This is a genomic window from Belliella marina, assembly GCF_042682445.1.
In the GTDB taxonomy this organism is placed as follows: Bacteria; Bacteroidota; Bacteroidia; order Cytophagales; family Cyclobacteriaceae; genus Belliella; species Belliella marina.
The window spans coordinates 12,151-29,221 of record NZ_JBHUHR010000032.1 but is presented as its reverse complement, the minus strand read 5'-3'; the positions used below and the strand labels follow the sequence as shown (position 1 = coordinate 29,221).

The following is a 17,071-nucleotide window of genomic DNA, read 5'->3' as shown; positions in this document are numbered from 1 at the left end:
AACACATACTCATCCCTGATAAGCTTTAGCACCTGCGGATCAGGCCAGATGCTGGCCTCCATCTTCCGGCAGTTGACACAGGCATGGCCCGTAAAGTCTATCAATACAGGTTTGCCCACCTGCCTGGCATATTCCATCCCCTCCTCATAGTCAAAGAATGGATCCAGGTTCAGCGGGGCATGAAACAGCCCGGCATATTTTCTCTGGGGACCAGATGTCCCCGAATGTGCCTGGCCCACAGGGATCCCCCCTACCGTCGGTGTATACAGGTCAAAGTCCTGTGTATGCTGGGGTGGCAAAAATGCCGATATGGACTTGAGCGGTGCTCCCCAGAGTCCCGGGATCATATAGATCGTAAATGCGACTACTATGATACCCAAGAATATCCTAGGGGTAGAGACATACTCCACCGGGCTGTCATGTGCAAACCTGATCTTGCCCAACAGGTACATGCCCAACAATCCGAAAATCGAAATCCAAAGTACCAAAAACACCTCCCTATCGAACCAGTCCCAATGGTAGGCCAAGTCCACATTGGAGAGGAACTTCAGCGCTAGCGCCAACTCCAGAAAACCCAGGACTACCTTCACGCTGTTCAGCCATCCCCCAGACTTGGGAAGGGATTGCAGCCAGGAGGGAAATAGGGCAAACAATGCAAAAGGTGCTGCCAAAGCCACCGAAAATCCCAACATCCCCACTGCAGGGCCAAGGTATTCCCCCATGCTTGCGGCCTGCACCAGCAATGTCCCGATGATGGGGCCGGTACAGGAAAATGATACGATCGCCAAGGTTGCCGCCATAAAGAACAGCCCCGCCAAACCGCTTTTATCGGATTTTTGGTCCAGTTTATTGCCCCAGGAATGTGGCAGGGTCAACTCAAATGCCCCGAAGAAGGATGCCGCAAACACAACCAAAAGCAGGAAAAAGAAGAAATTGAATACCCCGTTGGTCGACAGTGCATTCAGGGCATCCGCTCCGAATACCACCGTGATCGCCAGCCCCAAAAGCACATAGATCACCACGATCGATGCCCCATAGATCAGGGCTTTGCCTACAGCGGAGCCCTTGTCATTGCTTTTGGTAAAATAACTTACCGTCAAGGGCAACATCGGAAAGATACAGGGCATCAGCAATGCCGCCAGTCCTCCCAAAAAGCCCGCTATCAGAATGGTCCAAAGTGACTTCATTTCATTCTTCTCCTCTGCCCTGTCTGATATGGAATCATCTACAATACCAGCTTCCTTGAAGTTTTCTCCATCTTGATCTAAATTGTCCAATGCACCTTCCTGCTTTTCTACAGGGGGATCTGACCCCTCCATACCAACGGCATCCATCTCATTGGTTTCTGCCACACCTAGAGTCTCTTTGGCTTCCTGGTTTATTTTAGGTTGTACCGCCGATTGCGCATGTACTTCCGATTTCTTTTCTGGAGATTCCGCCTTTGTGTCTTTTGGAAGTACGGTTTTTACAGGGATGGTAAAGTCAACATCTGCTGGTGGAAGGCATTGTGCATCATCGCATACCATATAGACCAATCCTCCCGAAACTGAAGAGAATTCTTTCTTGAGTTTGATTTTTTGCTCAAATATAGCCTCTGAGTCGAACCAAGCTATATCCATACCAAAGGTCTGGTCAAAACCCTTTATCACTTTGCTGATCTCTTTCACTTTGCCGACAAGTTCATAATCATCAGAAGGTGTAAATGTGAACGAGGTAGGCACTGGTCCTCCCTCTTCAATAAATTGTGAGTAGATATGCCAATGGGAATCTATCTGTGCTTTTAGCACCAAGATTACCTCACCTTCTGCACTACCTGCTTTGCTGCTGAAACTCCATTTTACAGGATCCTGTATCTGGGCTATTGAGGGCAGTTTGATAAGTAGCAATAATATGGTTATAAATAGAAAACTCTTCTTCATTTTTCTGTTTGTTTAATTTAATGGATCTCAATTATTAAATGAAACTGCTCCGGTGTCTACCAAGCGACCTATCGGTGTATAATCAATCAGCTTTACCTCCGGTGTAATATAATGGTCTCTCACTGGCTCCTCTTTCATCAGGTCTGTACTCAAATATTTTTTATTGCTGTCACACAGTATCGTTACCACATTTACCTCTCTTCCAAGCTCTTCGCTTATTTTTATGGCACCTATCACATTGGCACCCGATGAGATCCCCACTGCAAGGCCGAGGCTCGAAGCTAGATTCTGTGCCATCAAGATGGCATCCCCATCATTGACCTTAATTATCCCACTAAGCTCATTCAGAACCATGATATTGGGAATAAACTCATCGGATATTCCCTGGATACGGTGTGAGCCAACTTTATATCCCGTGCTTAGGGTCGGGGATTCGGATGGCTCTATTGCTTTTAGTACGATATCATTATTACGGTTCTTTAAAAATCCTGCCACGCCCATAATTGTCCCCCCTGTACCCACTCCGGCTACAAAAGCATCAGGTGATACCCCTATCGTATTCAGCTGTTTTATAATCTCAGGACCTGTTGTGAAACTATGTGCCTCGACATTGTAGTTATTGTCAAACTGCCTTGGAAGGAATATATTCGGATCGTTGGCCGCCAGTTTTTCCGCTATTGCGATGCTGCCCAAAAAACCACCTTCTTCCTTGGAGACGAGTGTGATTTTGGCTCCCATGCTTTTTATGATGTTTACACGTTCTGCGCTGAGCCAGTTGGGCATGATGATGTGTACTTCATGGCCCAGTGCTTTGCCTATGGAGGCAAAGGCTATCCCTGTGTTTCCACTCGTAGCCTCTACGATAGTATCCCCTTGCTTGATAGCGCCATTGCGATATGCCTCCTGGAGTATGTACAATGCCATCCTGTCCTTGATGCTACCTGTGAGGTTATAATGTTCGCATTTTACATAGATCTTACCATTCTTTCCCTTATAACTGTATTTTATTTCAAGCATCGGGGTATTGCCAACAAGAAACCACAGGTGATTGAACTTTTGGCATACTTCCTTGGGTAAGGGGTCAAGACTCCTGCCCGTTATATTATTTTCATTGGTTATCATAAAGAGGATTCAATTCCCGCTTCGATGGTCTGTGAGGACACAGGCCATCTGGATAGCGGTTTCTATTTGGGTTTATATTCGTTGTCATAATATAAGTACCCCGGAAGTATCTTTACACTTATAAGGGTTGGCATATATTTTTAAATGACTGGGGCAGTGGGTTTGATTGATGAACCTTGAAGTGATAATTACCTGTGCAAAAACAGCTTATCTGAAGATTTTGTCAAAATGTTATTTTAAGTCATTGGTTAAATTGTTTAGCTTATAGATAAGAGAAGCTACCATAGACTTAATTCCAACTTCATAAGCAAACCTCGATGACATCACTTATAAACATATCAAGATCTTCCACACCACAGAGTACGGGTGAACCAATGAATTTGTGCCCGCTAATAGCAAGGTTGCCTACACCATGTGTGAAATCAAAAGTGGGGTCATCTTCGAGCAAGGCCAGATATGTCTGGCTTGTACTTCAAGATCATATTCATCACCATAAGCTTCCATATAGTTTGGTTTTACGTTACAGGCAGTTATCCAATCTGCATCAGCCTGTAAATTTGCTCCAGCAGGTACACGTGAAGGTCGACATGGGTATATTGATAAGCACTTTGCCGCTGGTAGGCTGTAGAAAACCAAGGGGATATATTAATAGTAGTAGTTTTACCGGGGCCATTTTAGCCGAGCAGGCTGAATACTTCTCCCTAATTTACCTTTAAGCTTAGATTATTCAAGCCAGGTGCCCGTTGTATGATTTGCATAGATCTATTGCCTGGAACATAATTGTTGCTGTATTAATCAGTTTTTATTTACAGATGTTTTTTAATTAAAGAAATAAATTCATGGATACTAGGGCTCCCCGGAAAAGGCATTGGAGGTGAGCTACTGATAAGGTTAGCTTCTTTATCTATTAATAACATCTGAGGAGCACCGCTATAGCGATAGTATTTGAATAAGGGATGTGTGCTCCCCATCCCCATCGTAAATAAATTCACCTGTTTATCACTGGTATACAACCCTGATTTGAGACTCCGTTTCCATTGAAGGAAATTTATATCCAATGATACGGAGATAAACACCACACTGCTGTCATTGGAAAACTCCGGCATTATAGTATCATGCAAGGCTTTGGCTACCTGGACACAGCCTTTGCAGCCGGTAAACCAAAAATCCATTACCAATATTTTGCCGGCAAAGTCTTCCAGCTTTACCACCTGGCCTAACGTATCCTTTAATTCAAAGGGGAATGCTTTTTCTTTATCCCCTTGCGCTAAAGCCGGCGCAACAGTTATCCCCAACAGCATACAAAACCCTATGTACTTTCTTAATTTTTTATACATCCCATTATAAATTAAGAGTTGATAGTTTAGCCTCCAGCTCTTCTTTGCTTGCATTTTTCAGGATCACTTTACCATCAGGACCGATAAGGAGGTTTTGAGGGATACCCACAATACCATATTGCTTAGCCACCCCATTTTTCCAGCCCTGTAAGTCAGAAAGATGGTACCAATCCAGATTATCCTCCTCTATAGCTGCCTTCCACTTACCTTCATCATCATCAAGTGAAATACCTAAAAAAGCAAGACTGTCGGATTTGAATTCCTGATAGAGCTTGACAAGTTGAGGGTTTACTTTACGGCAAGGACCGCACCAGCTGGCCCAAAAATCCAGGAATACATAACGGCCCCGGAAATCTGATAGCTTCACCTCCTTTCTATCCAAATCCAATTGTTGAAATTCGGGCGCTATATCGCCGATAGATATAACAGGTATCTCCTCCTTAGACTTCCCAAGATTTTGAATCACTTCAAGCATAGTTGTTCCTGTCTGGCTCTCTTTAACCTCTTGTGAAAACAGATCAAATATTATTTTGGCATTCTCCGGTTGAATTTTATCCTCTCCTGTTCGCAGGTAACTAAAAAAGGCCAATGTGCTTACCAATGATTTTGGATAGTTTGTGATTTGCCAGCTCATTAAAGAGTCCAGTCGCTGCTGGATACCTGCATTTTGTATTTCATAAGCAGCCAGGAATTTTTCAGATTGTAATTGTTCTGGTGTTGCGTTGTTAAAGTCAGCGGCTATACTTTTCTGAGCCCTAATGATTTCTCCTTCCTTCTCCCAATAAATCTCATGCTCTTGCTGGAGCTTTGCAGCCGGACCTGTGATGATGGCATGTCTTTTCAACGTGTCCACAGGACTATAGATCTCCATATGCCCTTCTTCGAAAAACACACTTATTAAATTCATGTCACCAAAGAAATTTTCATTACCTTCAACCCCTTTGTAATAGGGTTTGTATTTTATCATGATAGCACCGTAAGCAGGTAATTGTGTGGTTTTCTTATATTCAAATACTCCATCTTTTACATTTAGAGAGTCCCATATAGATTCATCACCCATATAAATCCAAATCTGTTGTGGAGGGTTTATATTGCCAATTTTTCCCGTTATTGTTATCTCACCTTCCTTTGCATCTACAGCTGTCTTCTGAGCAGCAGTCACCCCACAAAATAGGCATAGGAGTAGTATTAATATATTTCTTTTCATAATCCTGTTTTAAAATTATTTTCTGAATTAAACTTGCTAGTGGGCAGGAGTGAATAGTTCTATTAGCTTAGCGTCAAGTGTACGCTCATGATCATCGGTTACACGCAGAAGAATTGTGCCATCCCTGTCAATCAAAATTTTCGTAGGAAAAGCGACAACGCCAAAGGCTGTCACAACATCAGTCCCTGCGGTACTATTCAATACCTGTATCCAGGAGATACCATCTTTTTCTACTGCTTCCCTCCAAAGTTTTATTTGTTTTTCTTCATTTCCATGCTCCTTTGCCACTGCTACGATCTCAAACCCTTTGTCTTTATAAGCATTGTACAGTTCCTTTAGATGTGGATGGCTCTCCCTGCATGAAGGGCACCAACTGCCCCAAAAATCGATGAGATATACTTTTCCCACCAATTTCCTTGTATCAACATTCTCTCCTTCCAAGCCTTTGCCGGTAAAATGGATAACTTTTTCACCAACCATTCCACCTGACAATCCTTTTATTCCATCAAGGGTTTTTTGACCTCTTTCACTATGCTGCACCTCTTCAGAAAGACTGTCAAATAATCCTTTTATAGCTTCTATTTGTTCATTCGTCAATGTATTGCGGTATTTGTCAAATAAGGAATTTCCTACGAGTTCCTTAATTACATCCAAGCTGTATAATGATTCGGGATTGTCTGTTATAAACAATTTACGAAGAGAATCTAATGACACTTCCAATTTTGCCAATGTTGGTTTAACCACCTGTGCCTGGAACAGCGAATCCGATCTTCTGGAATATCGAAGGTCATTAAACTGATTATAGGCTGTTCTAACAGAGTCCACCAGTTCCTGATAAGCATACATACCAGAAGACAGTGGGGAGCCTGATACAGAAGCGTGTTTAATAGAATCTTCAGCGATAAACTGAATGTGTCCTTTTTCGAGGTAAAATCGTTTTGAATCTCCATGAAAATCTTGATGATCTCCGGGATGTGACAGAGAAATATCCGCAATCATTGGCTCCGGTAAAGACCCCTTAAATTTAAACACCCCATTATTTAGGACGGAAGATTCAGTAATGGTCTCACCATTGTAAATACGGACTAAATGAGCGGTCGCACTATTATCCTTTTTTCCTACATACCCGGAAACTGTACCTGTTATGTAGAAATCTTCCGCATCCTGCGCATAAACAAGTAAAGGAAGCATTGAAAAATAGAATAACAAATACTTTTTGTGCCAAAAATTTAATTTGGATATAATTGATGTTTTACTGTTCATAACTTGTGATATTTTACTGTTCATAACCTGGATTTTGACTTAAATTAACATTACTCAACCTATTATCATGGGGTATTGGAAACAGCTTCGCTTCTGGCCGCCAGACACCTCCTTTTTCAACTGAAACATTAGGCATTACTTCATCTGCACGTGTTACAGCGTTACTAAATCCTACCCACCGCTTAAGGTCAAACCAGCGATGTCCCAATTCGGAAAATAATTCCACCCTACGCTCCTGTTCAATAGCCGCCATCATTTCATCCTCTGTAAAACTTTCGGGATCTATAGGATCCAAACCGGCACGGGTACGGATTGCATTGACATCCTCCTGAGCGGAACCAACACCATACAACTTTCCCTGTCGTGCCCGGGCCTCAGCCCTTATAAGGTATTGTTCTCCTAATCGTAAAACCATGAGATGTTCCGTAATGGATTCTCCAGGGCTTTGGTGCACTTTATATTTATATGGATAATAGAAAGTATTACCTCCGGAAAGGAATGTTCCCACCCAATCATTTCTTCGTTGATCCCCATCCGCAAAAGCCCCTAAGAAGCTGGCGCTTAATTGCTGTCCGTAAAATGATGGATCCCAAACAATTTTCAATGTGTAACCATCCATGGTATTTATTCCGCCATTATTTGATGCTATCCCCACCTGCCATATCGCCTCCTTGCTATTCACTAAAAAAACACTATTCAGATCATCTTCCAGTTTGTAATGCGTTTCCCCGCGATTAATAACACCTGATGAATAGGTTTCAGCCTGCATCCAGTTTTCTAAATACAAATGCACACGTGCCAGTAAAGCCTCGGCCCCAACCTTGTTTGGACGTACACGATCTGATGTTATAGAGTTTTCAGCAGATTGATAGTCATCCAACAACAATTCCTGAGCATCTTCCAGATCTTGTATAATTTGTGCATACACCTCACTTACCGGATTTCTTGGCTTCGTGGCATTAGCCTTGTAATCAGTAGAAAGGAGCAACGGAACATCTCCGTACATGTTGGTTAAATAGAAGTAAACAAATGCCCTTACAAACTTTGATTCTCCTACAAGCTGATCACGAACATGTGGGGATAACTTGTCCGAGTCGGTAATATTCTCCAGCACATCATTGACAATATATATTAAATTGTATCCCCTTCTCCATAATCCGGATGTCACTGAATTTGTTGCGGAAAGGGAATTGGTATAAACTTCTACCACATCCAAAGATGTCGTATAGTTTAAGAACTCATCGGCCGAAAGCCCTCCCATAAGGCTCAAGCCTCTTTCTCCTGCAATAAAATCCTGCTGAACCGCAAAGTCATAATAAACTCCTGTTAATACAGCTGTAGCCAGGGCATCATTTTCATATACTGCACTACTTACCAATGAAGTATTCGGAGGACCTAGTTCTAAAAATTCCTCACAGGAAGGTGCCCATAATAAAGAGCTTAGAACGCAGATGATTATATACTTTTTCATATTCTTGTCATTTAAAATGTTAATTGGATTCCTAGGTTTATTGAAGCAATCGGAGGTAATCCTCCCGATTGGTTTTCAGGGTCCATGCCCAGATAATCCGTTATTGTCAACAGGTTTTGAGCTTGCATATACACCCGCAGGTTCTCCGCATTTATTTTGTTTACAATGGACGATGGTAGCTGGTAGGATAAAGCGACATTCTTTAACCTGATAAAAAATATATCTGTATATGCGTTGCTGTCGGTATTTCGAAGGCGAGAATTATATGCCTCCGAACTCGTGCTTTGGGTGGCTTTCACTGCATTTGCATCATCTCCGACCATTGTCCAACGTTGGTCATACAAAAACTGCGGTTGGTTAACATTAACCCCAATTGGGTGGCCAAACATATGAGTAATTCCTATGCTTTTTGCATACTGAAAAAATATATCAAGTTGCAGCCTCTTGTATTGAAAGCTGTTCAATAATCCCCCATAATAATCTTTACCTACATTGATCAATACTGTCCTATCTACCGCTGAAGATAAACTCCATATACTGGATACCGTGTCACCATTAGCCTTTTTATACTGTGCCAATCCATTCTCGGAGTTGATGCCAACATAATCATATGCCTTCACCAGCGTTAACGGGTGACCAATAGCATAATTATTAGCAAAAGAAGACCCTTCCAAGCCTGGGTACTCGACTAACTTGTTTCTGGGTAATGTAAAATTAAAATTTGTACTCCATGTAAAACTGCCATTGTCAATAATGATAGTACTTAATTCCAATTCCACGCCAGTATTTTGCACGGTAGCGGCCAAATTAGCATCTATGGAGGTAAAGCCTGTCATGGAAGGTAACGGGTATCCTACCAGCTGATTGGATGAACGGTTGATATAATAATTCGCGGTCAATAAAATCTTGTTCTCAATAAGTCCTAACTCCAGTGCGACATCTGTTTTTCGATTACTTTCCCATTGATAATCTGGATTAAACAAATTGTTTGGATATAATCCTCCGCCATTGGGACCATAATATTGATAAAAATTAGATTTAGTCCTGTAGAGAGGTAAAAATCCATAATTGCCAATGGCATCACTTCCCGTAATCCCGTGGCTGAACCTTATCTTACCGTAGCTTAAAAAAGGAAGTGCAGAATTTATACCCGCTTCTTCAGAAAAGATCCAGGCTGCACCTACCGCACCGAAATTCCCGAATTTTTTGCCTGGTCCGAAACGGCTAGACCCATCCCGACGAGCAGTCAGATTGAGAAGGTATTTATCAGAAATATTGTAATTGATCCGAGCAAAAGCAGAACTAAAAAGATAAATAGATTGCATGCTTCTAGTGGAGACATCTGTAGCAGATTGTAAATCATACATCAGGGCATCATCTAAAAATCCCCGTGCATATAAAACTGTAGCCTGTTGCTCTGTCTCTTGAAAAGTACCTCCAAACAATACTGATAATTTTCCCAGTCCAATGTCATTGTTATATTCTACCATTGGTTCGACATTCCAAGTTTCAGTCAGGTTATTCGAAAATTCTGTGATCCTACTTGAGGGACCTTGAAAATAAAAGGGATTTTGTATGGATTCAGGATTGCGGTAGGTGGAACTATATCCGATCCTGTTATACCCCGCTGTTATTTTTAAACGGAACTCGTCAAACAACCGATAACTTATGGTCGTATTGAAATTCATATTATTGGTTTTTCCCGTGAAGGGTGTTGCTGAAACAGCCCCTAATGGATTAGCCCATGTGTTATTTGCCCAATTCAATCTTCCATCTTCTGTATATATGGGAGGGGCCACCGGGGCAAGACTGATAGCATTCTGTGTTAGATCGCTTCCTAAAATCCTATTATTATTAAACAGGTAAATACCTGATAACTGAATACTTAAGCGTTCATTTGTGGGGGAATGATTTATACTAAAACGACCGGATATTTTTTGATCTGCCAGGTTTCCCGGAAAGACCGTGGATTCTTTCCAATAGCCTCCAGAGACAGAAAAATACGTACCGTCTTTTCCTCCGGATGCTGTTACCTGGGCATTAGTATAATGGGCAGTATTACCAATCAATACATCCTGCCAATCTGTAGTACGGGTGGTATCATACTCTGTCAGGTCAAATGCATTAGGCACTCCTGGAGCAGTCCAGTCTATGCCATCATTACGGAAAGCTTCATATCGCATATCCAAATAATCTCTTCTATCCAGCACGTCCAGCTTTCTTGTTATTTTACCTACACCAGAGGATAGATTTACATCAACATTTGTCTTCCCGCTTTTTCCTTTTTTAGTAGTTATCAGAATTACACCATTTCCTCCCCGTGACCCAAAAATGGCTGTTGCATCGGCATCCTTTAAAACCTCAATACTCTCGATATCATTTGGGTTCAAGGCACTAAAAGGGCTATTTCCACCAGCCTGTGGTCGCCCGGTTTGGATCAAATAAGTTGAATTAGGTAAAAAAGGGATTCCATCAATAATGTAAAGTGGTTCATTGGCCCCTGGGTTAAGACTATTTTGCCCACGGATCCTTACCGTAACAGCACTACCAGGGATTCCGCTTTCCTGCGTAATATCCAGGCCGGTAGCGCGGCCTGTTAAAGCCGTTAATACATTTCCTACGGTTTGCTTTTCAATTGTTTCTGCTTTAATGCTGGAAACAGATCCGGTATTAAAACGTTTGGAGGTAGTTCCGTAGCCTATTACTACTGCTTCCTCCAGACTTGCGATATCCTCTTCAAGAATGGCATCAATAATACTCTTATTGTTTATCGGGACCTCTTGTGCCTTATATCCAATATAGCTAAAAACTAGAATTTTTGCATTATTTGAAAGATTCAAAACATATTTACCTTCCAAATCCGTGACAGTACCTATAGAAGTTCCTTTAACAACCACGTTAGCACCTGGGAGGGGTTGACCAGCCTGATCGTTGACTGTGCCGGTAATCAATCTGTCATTTTGCATTTTGACCTCAATATTTTCACTCAAACGTGGAAAAATTTTGGGATCAGACTTCTTTAACAATATATGTTTCCTGTCCTTCATCGAGTATTGTATGGAGAGAGGTGCCAAAAGCTGGTCGAGTACCTGTCCAAGCTTTTGGCCTGAGACATTCAGTGTTACTTTTGTGGCCAGGTTTATGTTGCTTTCGCTGTAGACAAATTTTATGTCTGTTTTCTTTTCAAGGAATCCCAGGGCTTCTTTCAGCTGTATATCCCTAAAATCAACAGCCACTTCCTTCTCAAGTGTCTGTGCTTTACCCTCAAGGGCAAAGGAAATGCTTACGGAAAGGAACATGAGCAACAACTGGCCAAAGGTAATTCTCATAAAAAGAATTAGTTTACTGGTAGATTTTTTTTTCATATCTTTGTTATGGTTTGTTGATTAGTGGACAAACTACCCGTTTTTGATCTTGGCGGAAAGGAAACGGGTTGAGGCAGGGGTGCTAAAGCATTCCTGCTTTTTTTTTCCTCCTTCATTACTGGGTATCCCCAGAATTCGGAGGCGATTCTTATGTTGGATGGCACGGGATCATATATTTTGCGTTAATGGTTGGGTATCTTATCTTATCTTTTTCCAAGTATTAATCGGGATTTATTCCCAGGGTCTGCTCACTGCTTTGGGGTTGTGGTTAACCACATCCTTCCCCTTTGAGGGTTACTTTTTTATCGTCGATTGTAAATTCCGCATTGAGCACTTCGGTCACCATTTCAAGGGTGTTTCGAAGGGACTGGCCGGTAAAGTCAGCAGTAATCAGACATTTCCCTACCGAGCCTTCCACGGATACCTGAATATTGAACTTACCGGCTATTCTTTGGACCAGCTCATTCACCGTTATATTATCAAAATCCATATCGTATTCCGTACCTGCAATCAGGCTTTCCACTGGAGTCTCCAGCTCTTTATCTTCTATCCTGGAAAGCAGTTGATCAGTATGGGCATATACTGCCGTTTCATTGGGTAGCAACTCTAATTCTTTTTTGGTCTGGTTTGCAGTCACCTTCACTTTGCCGGTCAGCACCACCACTTGGGTAAGATCCCCACTTGCCTTAATGTTGAAACTCGTTCCCAAAACGGTCGTAGTGATCTCTCCGGAATTTACTATAAAAGGTCTTGATGGATCTTTTTCTATTTCAAAAAGTGCCTCTCCATGCAGGGTAACTTCACGAATCCCCTTTTTCCTGAATTTTCCGTGATATTCCAAGCTACTGCCAGGTTTCAGCCAGATAATACTGCCATCGGAAAGCAGGATTTTATTGATCTCCTCCCCCGATATGGACTGGGTAATGGCATATGGTTTTTCTACATAATGTTCATAAGTACCATATCCAAAATATCCAACCAATGCGAGAATAGCGATAGATGCAGCCACCTTCCAGACAGGGGGTATGTGAAGCTTTCTGATCTTGGCTTCTTTTCTGCTGATGCCTATTTCTTTGTAAACGGCATGTTGCATCTTGACCTTTAGGTTTTCTTTATCCCTTTCATCCTTAAAAGCAGATTGACTGTTGAGGGAAAGATCGTCGAGCCAACGCTCCAGCAACTCCTGCTCTTCCCTGGTGCAGGTTCCTTTTTCCGATTTTTCGAGCAGGTTATAAAAATACTTATCTGTCATCATAAGAGCTTTAAATACACTTTTTAACTTTTTTGGTTTATTGCTTATATGATGAAGTACGCTGACAAAGCATATACGCACACGCAGAAATGAAAAAAAATCACAAAAACATAAAAATACCTTAATTAACTATTTAAGGCTTTTTTATATGGATTTGATTTAATTAATTTAGGTTTAACTTTCTTGAATAATTAACGAATTATGGTAGATGACAATCCTCTGGAAGCCGAATTAATGAGGCGTTTGCAATGCGGTGAAGAATCAGCCTTTGAGTCGATATATAATCAATATTGGGATCGGTTGTACATGTATGCCTATAGGCGTGTCATCCCTACTGATATAGCATTTGAGCTAACACAGGAGATTTTTATAAGTCTGTGGGAGCGGCGGGAGGACCTCCAGCTTCACACCTCTTTGTCTGGTTATCTTTTCCACGCTATGCGTAACCAGATTTTTAAGTATATCCGCCACAGTCAGGTGCGATCCCAGTATGCCGAATCCTTCAAACAGTACTATTCCACATCGAAGGATCATGGCACGGAAGATACCCTGATGCTTAATGACCTTGAGGAGGCGATCGAAAGAAGTGTACAGGGACTACCTGCCCGTTGTCAGGAGATCTTCAGGATGAGCCGTCAGCAACATTTGACTATCACGGAAATAGCAGAGCACTTAGAGATATCCAAAAGGACAGTAGAAAACCAGTTGCATAAGGCCTTGAAGCATTTAAGGATGGAATTGGGGGATTTCATGGCTGCAATAGTGTTTTATGGTCTATTGGTTTTCTGAAAGTATTTGAAGCTTTTAGGGATAGAGAAAAGATGAAATCAAATACTAAAAAAGGAAAAGCTGTTTATTGATATATACACAGGTGAAATCATCACCGGAAACACTTTGCATCAGATACTTCAAACAAAAGCTTTTTTATTCCATCCCCAACCAAAACACCTTATTCTATCTGCTTTTTTTTGGAATACCCAACTTGTCCAGTACCATCATCCGGTTCCAATCTGTCACAGACAAAATTCAGCTGGGCATCGTTTCTTTAATGAAAACTAAAAAAAAACAGTCTCCAACACCCTTAATTCAGCCTCATCTTCATAAGTCTCTGACACAATCGATGGCAGCACATCCAAAACTTTCACCACCAACTCTTCAATACCATTCCAGGAGGTTATCGAAATGTTATTTACCGAAGGGGTATTTGATACAACTATTTTTGTTTTTGGATATTGGGATAGTGGCATGTTAATTTGACAACATAATCTTCAAAATCTCATGGCTTTAGAATTGTTTGCCAATAATCGCAATTTTTAATAGCAATGGTTGAAATGGTTAAAAACCACAAAAAACTTGTCCGCTACTCTACTGGCATGGTAGATCTAACTATAATTAATAGCGAGTTAAATCATCATGCAGACATTTACTCTGTGACTGGCAACAATCCTTAGAATACATATTATTCTTTGACTTATTTTCGTTCATATATGGCAGCCATTTAAAATCTATTGATAAAATGGCCAAAAAGAGAGGTCATAACAACCCCTCGTCTGCAAATGAATAGTAGCTTTCGGCTGTCAGGATTATATGATCCAACAATGTAATATCAAAAAGTCTACAGGCATCACTGACCCTGGCTGTCAACCTCCTGTCCTGCTCTGAACTTTTCAGGTTTCCACTTGGGTGGTTATGCGCCAATATCAATCCCGAAGCAACCCCCTTGATTGCAGCAGCCATCAACAGTTTGATATCTACAGTGACACAGCTTGTCCCCCCTTTTGCAATATTGCAGATCCCTATTACCTTGTTACACCTGCTTACAAGCATCACCTTGAATTCCTCTATAAACTGAAGGTTGTCTTCGTCCCAGTTTTCACGAAACAACCTGCTTGCATCATTGGAACTAATGATCCTAGGCATTAAAGAAGGCTTTACTGCATGGCTGTAAGACAGTTTGATTTCTGCCACCTGATTGTCCTGAAAGTTTCTGATTACCGTTTCCATAATATGTTCATTTAGGTTTTGAATTTGATTATGGTGCGGCATCAGCCTTTTTGCCAATCAAGACCAAGAGGCAAAGGAATAAATGAAGGAATGGCGGGAAGGCATGTGTTTATGCCGGAAGCTCTTGGGCGCTGCAGCAGGCAAAAAGCTAAATTTGTACTGTAATGGAATTCATAAAATCCAGATGCTTTGTTTCCATCTTTTTGCATTTTAAAACCCAATCCAAAGAATCTTTTAATTTGAAAAATATATGTTTGCAAAAATAACTATACAAGAAGCTTTGTATCCTGAAACTCTTAAGTTTCGTTATTCTAAAATCAATTATAGTGATTATGTCTGTTCCCATATCATATTAATTAAATTGCCCACCCCCAAACTTAAAACAACCCAATGAAAAACAATCGTGTCAAAAATATCAAAAGGGAATTGTTATCAGACAATTGGTATAGGTTGGAAAAGGTCACTTTTGAATACCAACAACAAAATGGAGAATGGCAGACCCAGAGCAGGGAATCCTATGACCGAGGAAATGGTGCCGTAATCCTGCTATATAACAAAGCCAAAAAAACTGTGATCCTTGTCAAGCAGTTTCGGATGCCCTCCTACCTCAATGGAAATGCAGATGGCTTTTTGATCGAGGCTTGTGCCGGTTTGTTGGACAAAGACAATCCCGAGGACTGCATTAGAAAAGAAGTGGAAGAAGAGACTGGTTACAGGATTGACAAAGTAAATAAGCTGTTCGAAGCCTATATGTCTCCCGGTTCCGTCACAGAAATCCTACATTATTTTATTGCTGAATACTCTCAAGACATGAAAGTATCGAGTGGCGGGGGAGCGAAAGACGAGCAGGAAAATATAGAGGTCTTGGAGCTTCCATTTACAAATGCCTATGAAATGATCACGACAGGGGAAATCAAGGATGCCAAAACCATCATGCTGCTACAATATCTCAAACTCAACAAGATCCTAGAACCATAAAAACCACCGACTTGAAACATAGCCGGTGGCCAAATCTTTGCGAACCCACAGCGCCCCTTGCGGTTTACCACCCTTCCCACCACCAAGCCTTCTCAAAGCCCCAAAATAATTTCGTCCCCGCCAAACCACCAGTTCGTCTCTTCTAAATACGCATTCGTCGACGATAATTGCACATAAGGCAATTTCCAAACCATAGTTTTTTCTCCCCTCAAACCATCTTTTCACCCATGGTTTGTGTCCCCCCAGAACATCCTATTCACCAGCATATTCACTTCTGTCTTAAGTCTTGCCTCCTTGTCTTGAATCTCACGTCTTGCATCTCGTGTCTCGCCTCTCGTCTCACGCCTCTCGCTTCTCCCTCCCTCCCCTTTGCGAACCCTTGCGCCCCTTTGCGGTTTACCTTTATCTTCTGCGTCCCCACAGAACATCCTACTCACTCACCACCATACCAAAGCCCTACCAAAGTAGCATCAAAGTAATACCAAAGTAACACCAAAGTAAGGGATAGTGCGACCTTTTGGTTTATGTCCCCACAAAACATCTTTTCACCCATGGTTTGTGTCCTCACAAACCATCAGGTCTATTCTGTATCCCCACAGAACATCCTACTCACTCACCACCATACAACCAGCATATTCTCGCTTCTTTGTCTCGTCCTGATTTTACTTGCCTCTTTTTCATTGTTTTTTGAGACTTGCTTTTTCTTATGGGACTTCATAATTCAGCATTTTTTAAATTACGAATTTTGAACTCCGAATAATGAATCAAGAATTCGCCAGATACTTGATTGTAATCCAGCATCTACTATCCTCAGCGCATCTCTGCAACTTTGCGATCTCTGCGAGACCTTCACTCGTCTCACGCCTCTCGCCTCTCGTCTCTCGCTTCTCCCTCCCTCCCCTTTGCGAACCCTTGCGCCCCTTGCGGTTTACCTTTATGTCTGTGTCCCCACAGAAAAACACCCAAAAACCCACCTGATTTTTGATACCCCAAAATCACTTCGTCGACGCCACAGCCTCGTTCGTCCCCTGAAAATTCTCATTGGACAATTTGATTTTTATTTTTCAAATGCCCCACATACCTTCATCACAGCTTACACAAGCAACATAAAGAACAACAAGTCAACAGATTACAGCAACCATGATTGCCAAAT

12 protein-coding genes and 1 pseudogene are annotated in these 17,071 nt (G+C 41.7%); 2 read left to right on the top strand and 11 right to left on the bottom strand.

What is annotated here, in order from left to right; translation table 11 throughout:
- The 9 genes and pseudogenes from ACFSKL_RS11870 to ACFSKL_RS11830 all read right to left on the bottom strand — a co-directional run.
- Positions 1-1,919, bottom strand: a 1,919-nt coding sequence (locus ACFSKL_RS11870; RefSeq protein WP_376886455.1) for a protein-disulfide reductase DsbD family protein, incomplete at its 3' end; no start/stop codon positions are given.
- Positions 1,920-1,946: 27 nt separating this feature from the next.
- A complete protein-coding gene (locus ACFSKL_RS11865) occupies positions 1,947-3,041 on the bottom strand; it encodes a PLP-dependent cysteine synthase family protein (RefSeq protein ID WP_376886454.1) in 1,095 nt (364 codons plus the stop codon).
- Positions 3,042-3,847: 806 nt separating this feature from the next.
- Complete coding sequence (locus ACFSKL_RS11860) at positions 3,848-4,378, bottom strand: TlpA family protein disulfide reductase (RefSeq protein WP_376886453.1); 531 nt, start codon at positions 4,376-4,378, stop codon at positions 3,848-3,850.
- A gap of 4 nt (positions 4,379-4,382) precedes the next feature.
- On the bottom strand, positions 4,383-5,438 hold the full coding sequence (locus tag ACFSKL_RS11855) for a TlpA family protein disulfide reductase (protein WP_376886452.1): 1,056 nt from the start codon (positions 5,436-5,438) through the stop codon (positions 4,383-4,385).
- Positions 5,439-5,621: 183 nt separating this feature from the next.
- The gene (locus ACFSKL_RS11850) at positions 5,622-6,776 is read right to left on the bottom strand and encodes a TlpA disulfide reductase family protein (RefSeq protein WP_376886451.1); all 1,155 of its coding nucleotides are present in this window, start codon (positions 6,774-6,776) and stop codon (positions 5,622-5,624) included.
- 85 nt (positions 6,777-6,861) lie between these two features.
- Positions 6,862-8,319, bottom strand: a complete 1,458-nt coding sequence (locus tag ACFSKL_RS11845; RefSeq protein ID WP_376886450.1) for a RagB/SusD family nutrient uptake outer membrane protein — start codon at positions 8,317-8,319, stop codon at positions 6,862-6,864.
- 11 nt (positions 8,320-8,330) lie between these two features.
- Complete coding sequence (locus tag ACFSKL_RS11840) at positions 8,331-11,309, bottom strand: SusC/RagA family TonB-linked outer membrane protein (RefSeq protein WP_376886460.1); 2,979 nt, start codon at positions 11,307-11,309, stop codon at positions 8,331-8,333.
- A gap of 36 nt (positions 11,310-11,345) precedes the next feature.
- A pseudogene (locus ACFSKL_RS11835) lies at positions 11,346-11,618 on the bottom strand (STN domain-containing protein); the annotation flags it as partial.
- A 334-nt stretch (positions 11,619-11,952) separates the two neighbouring features.
- Positions 11,953-12,939, bottom strand: coding sequence for a FecR family protein (locus ACFSKL_RS11830; protein WP_376886449.1), 987 nt, complete (start codon positions 12,937-12,939; stop codon positions 11,953-11,955).
- A gap of 198 nt (positions 12,940-13,137) precedes the next feature.
- On the opposite strand from ACFSKL_RS11830, the gene ACFSKL_RS11825 reads away from it, so the two are divergent.
- Complete coding sequence (locus tag ACFSKL_RS11825; protein WP_376886448.1) at positions 13,138-13,725, top strand: RNA polymerase sigma-70 factor; 588 nt, start codon at positions 13,138-13,140, stop codon at positions 13,723-13,725.
- Positions 13,726-13,991: 266 nt separating this feature from the next.
- Here the strand turns inward: ACFSKL_RS11825 and ACFSKL_RS11820 are convergent, their stop codons facing one another.
- Together ACFSKL_RS11820 and ACFSKL_RS11815 are read right to left on the bottom strand one after the other, a co-directional pair.
- Positions 13,992-14,183, bottom strand: coding sequence for a hypothetical protein (locus tag ACFSKL_RS11820; RefSeq protein ID WP_376886447.1), 192 nt, complete (start codon positions 14,181-14,183; stop codon positions 13,992-13,994).
- A 286-nt stretch (positions 14,184-14,469) separates the two neighbouring features.
- Positions 14,470-14,940 carry a JAB domain-containing protein gene (locus ACFSKL_RS11815; RefSeq protein WP_376886446.1) on the bottom strand — a complete coding sequence of 157 codons (471 nt, stop codon included), beginning with the start codon at positions 14,938-14,940 and terminating at the stop codon, positions 14,470-14,472.
- 390 nt (positions 14,941-15,330) lie between these two features.
- On the opposite strand from ACFSKL_RS11815, the gene nudK reads away from it, so the two are divergent.
- The gene (gene nudK, locus ACFSKL_RS11810) at positions 15,331-15,918 is read left to right on the top strand and encodes a GDP-mannose pyrophosphatase NudK (protein ID WP_376886445.1); all 588 of its coding nucleotides are present in this window, start codon (positions 15,331-15,333) and stop codon (positions 15,916-15,918) included.
- The last annotated feature ends 1,153 nt before the right edge of the window (positions 15,919-17,071 follow it).

Excerpts from the sequence above, each read along its gene's own strand:
- ACFSKL_RS11865 (WP_376886454.1), bottom strand. The coding sequence starts at position 3,041 with ATGATAACCAATGAAAATAATATAACGGGCAGGAGTCTTGACCCCTTA.
- ACFSKL_RS11860 (WP_376886453.1), bottom strand. The coding sequence starts at position 4,378 with ATGTATAAAAAATTAAGAAAGTACATAGGGTTTTGTATGCTGTTGGGG.
- ACFSKL_RS11855 (WP_376886452.1), bottom strand. The coding sequence starts at position 5,438 with ATGGGTGATGAATCTATATGGGACTCTCTAAATGTAAAAGATGGAGTA.
- ACFSKL_RS11850 (WP_376886451.1), bottom strand. The coding sequence starts at position 6,776 with ATGCTTCCTTTACTTGTTTATGCGCAGGATGCGGAAGATTTCTACATA.
- ACFSKL_RS11845 (WP_376886450.1), bottom strand. The coding sequence starts at position 8,319 with ATGAAAAAGTATATAATCATCTGCGTTCTAAGCTCTTTATTATGGGCA.
- ACFSKL_RS11830 (WP_376886449.1), bottom strand. The coding sequence starts at position 12,939 with ATGATGACAGATAAGTATTTTTATAACCTGCTCGAAAAATCGGAAAAA.
- ACFSKL_RS11825 (WP_376886448.1), top strand. The coding sequence starts at position 13,138 with ATGGTAGATGACAATCCTCTGGAAGCCGAATTAATGAGGCGTTTGCAA.
- ACFSKL_RS11820 (WP_376886447.1), bottom strand. The coding sequence starts at position 14,183 with ATGCCACTATCCCAATATCCAAAAACAAAAATAGTTGTATCAAATACC.
- ACFSKL_RS11815 (WP_376886446.1), bottom strand. The coding sequence starts at position 14,940 with ATGGAAACGGTAATCAGAAACTTTCAGGACAATCAGGTGGCAGAAATC.
- nudK (WP_376886445.1), top strand. The coding sequence starts at position 15,331 with ATGAAAAACAATCGTGTCAAAAATATCAAAAGGGAATTGTTATCAGAC.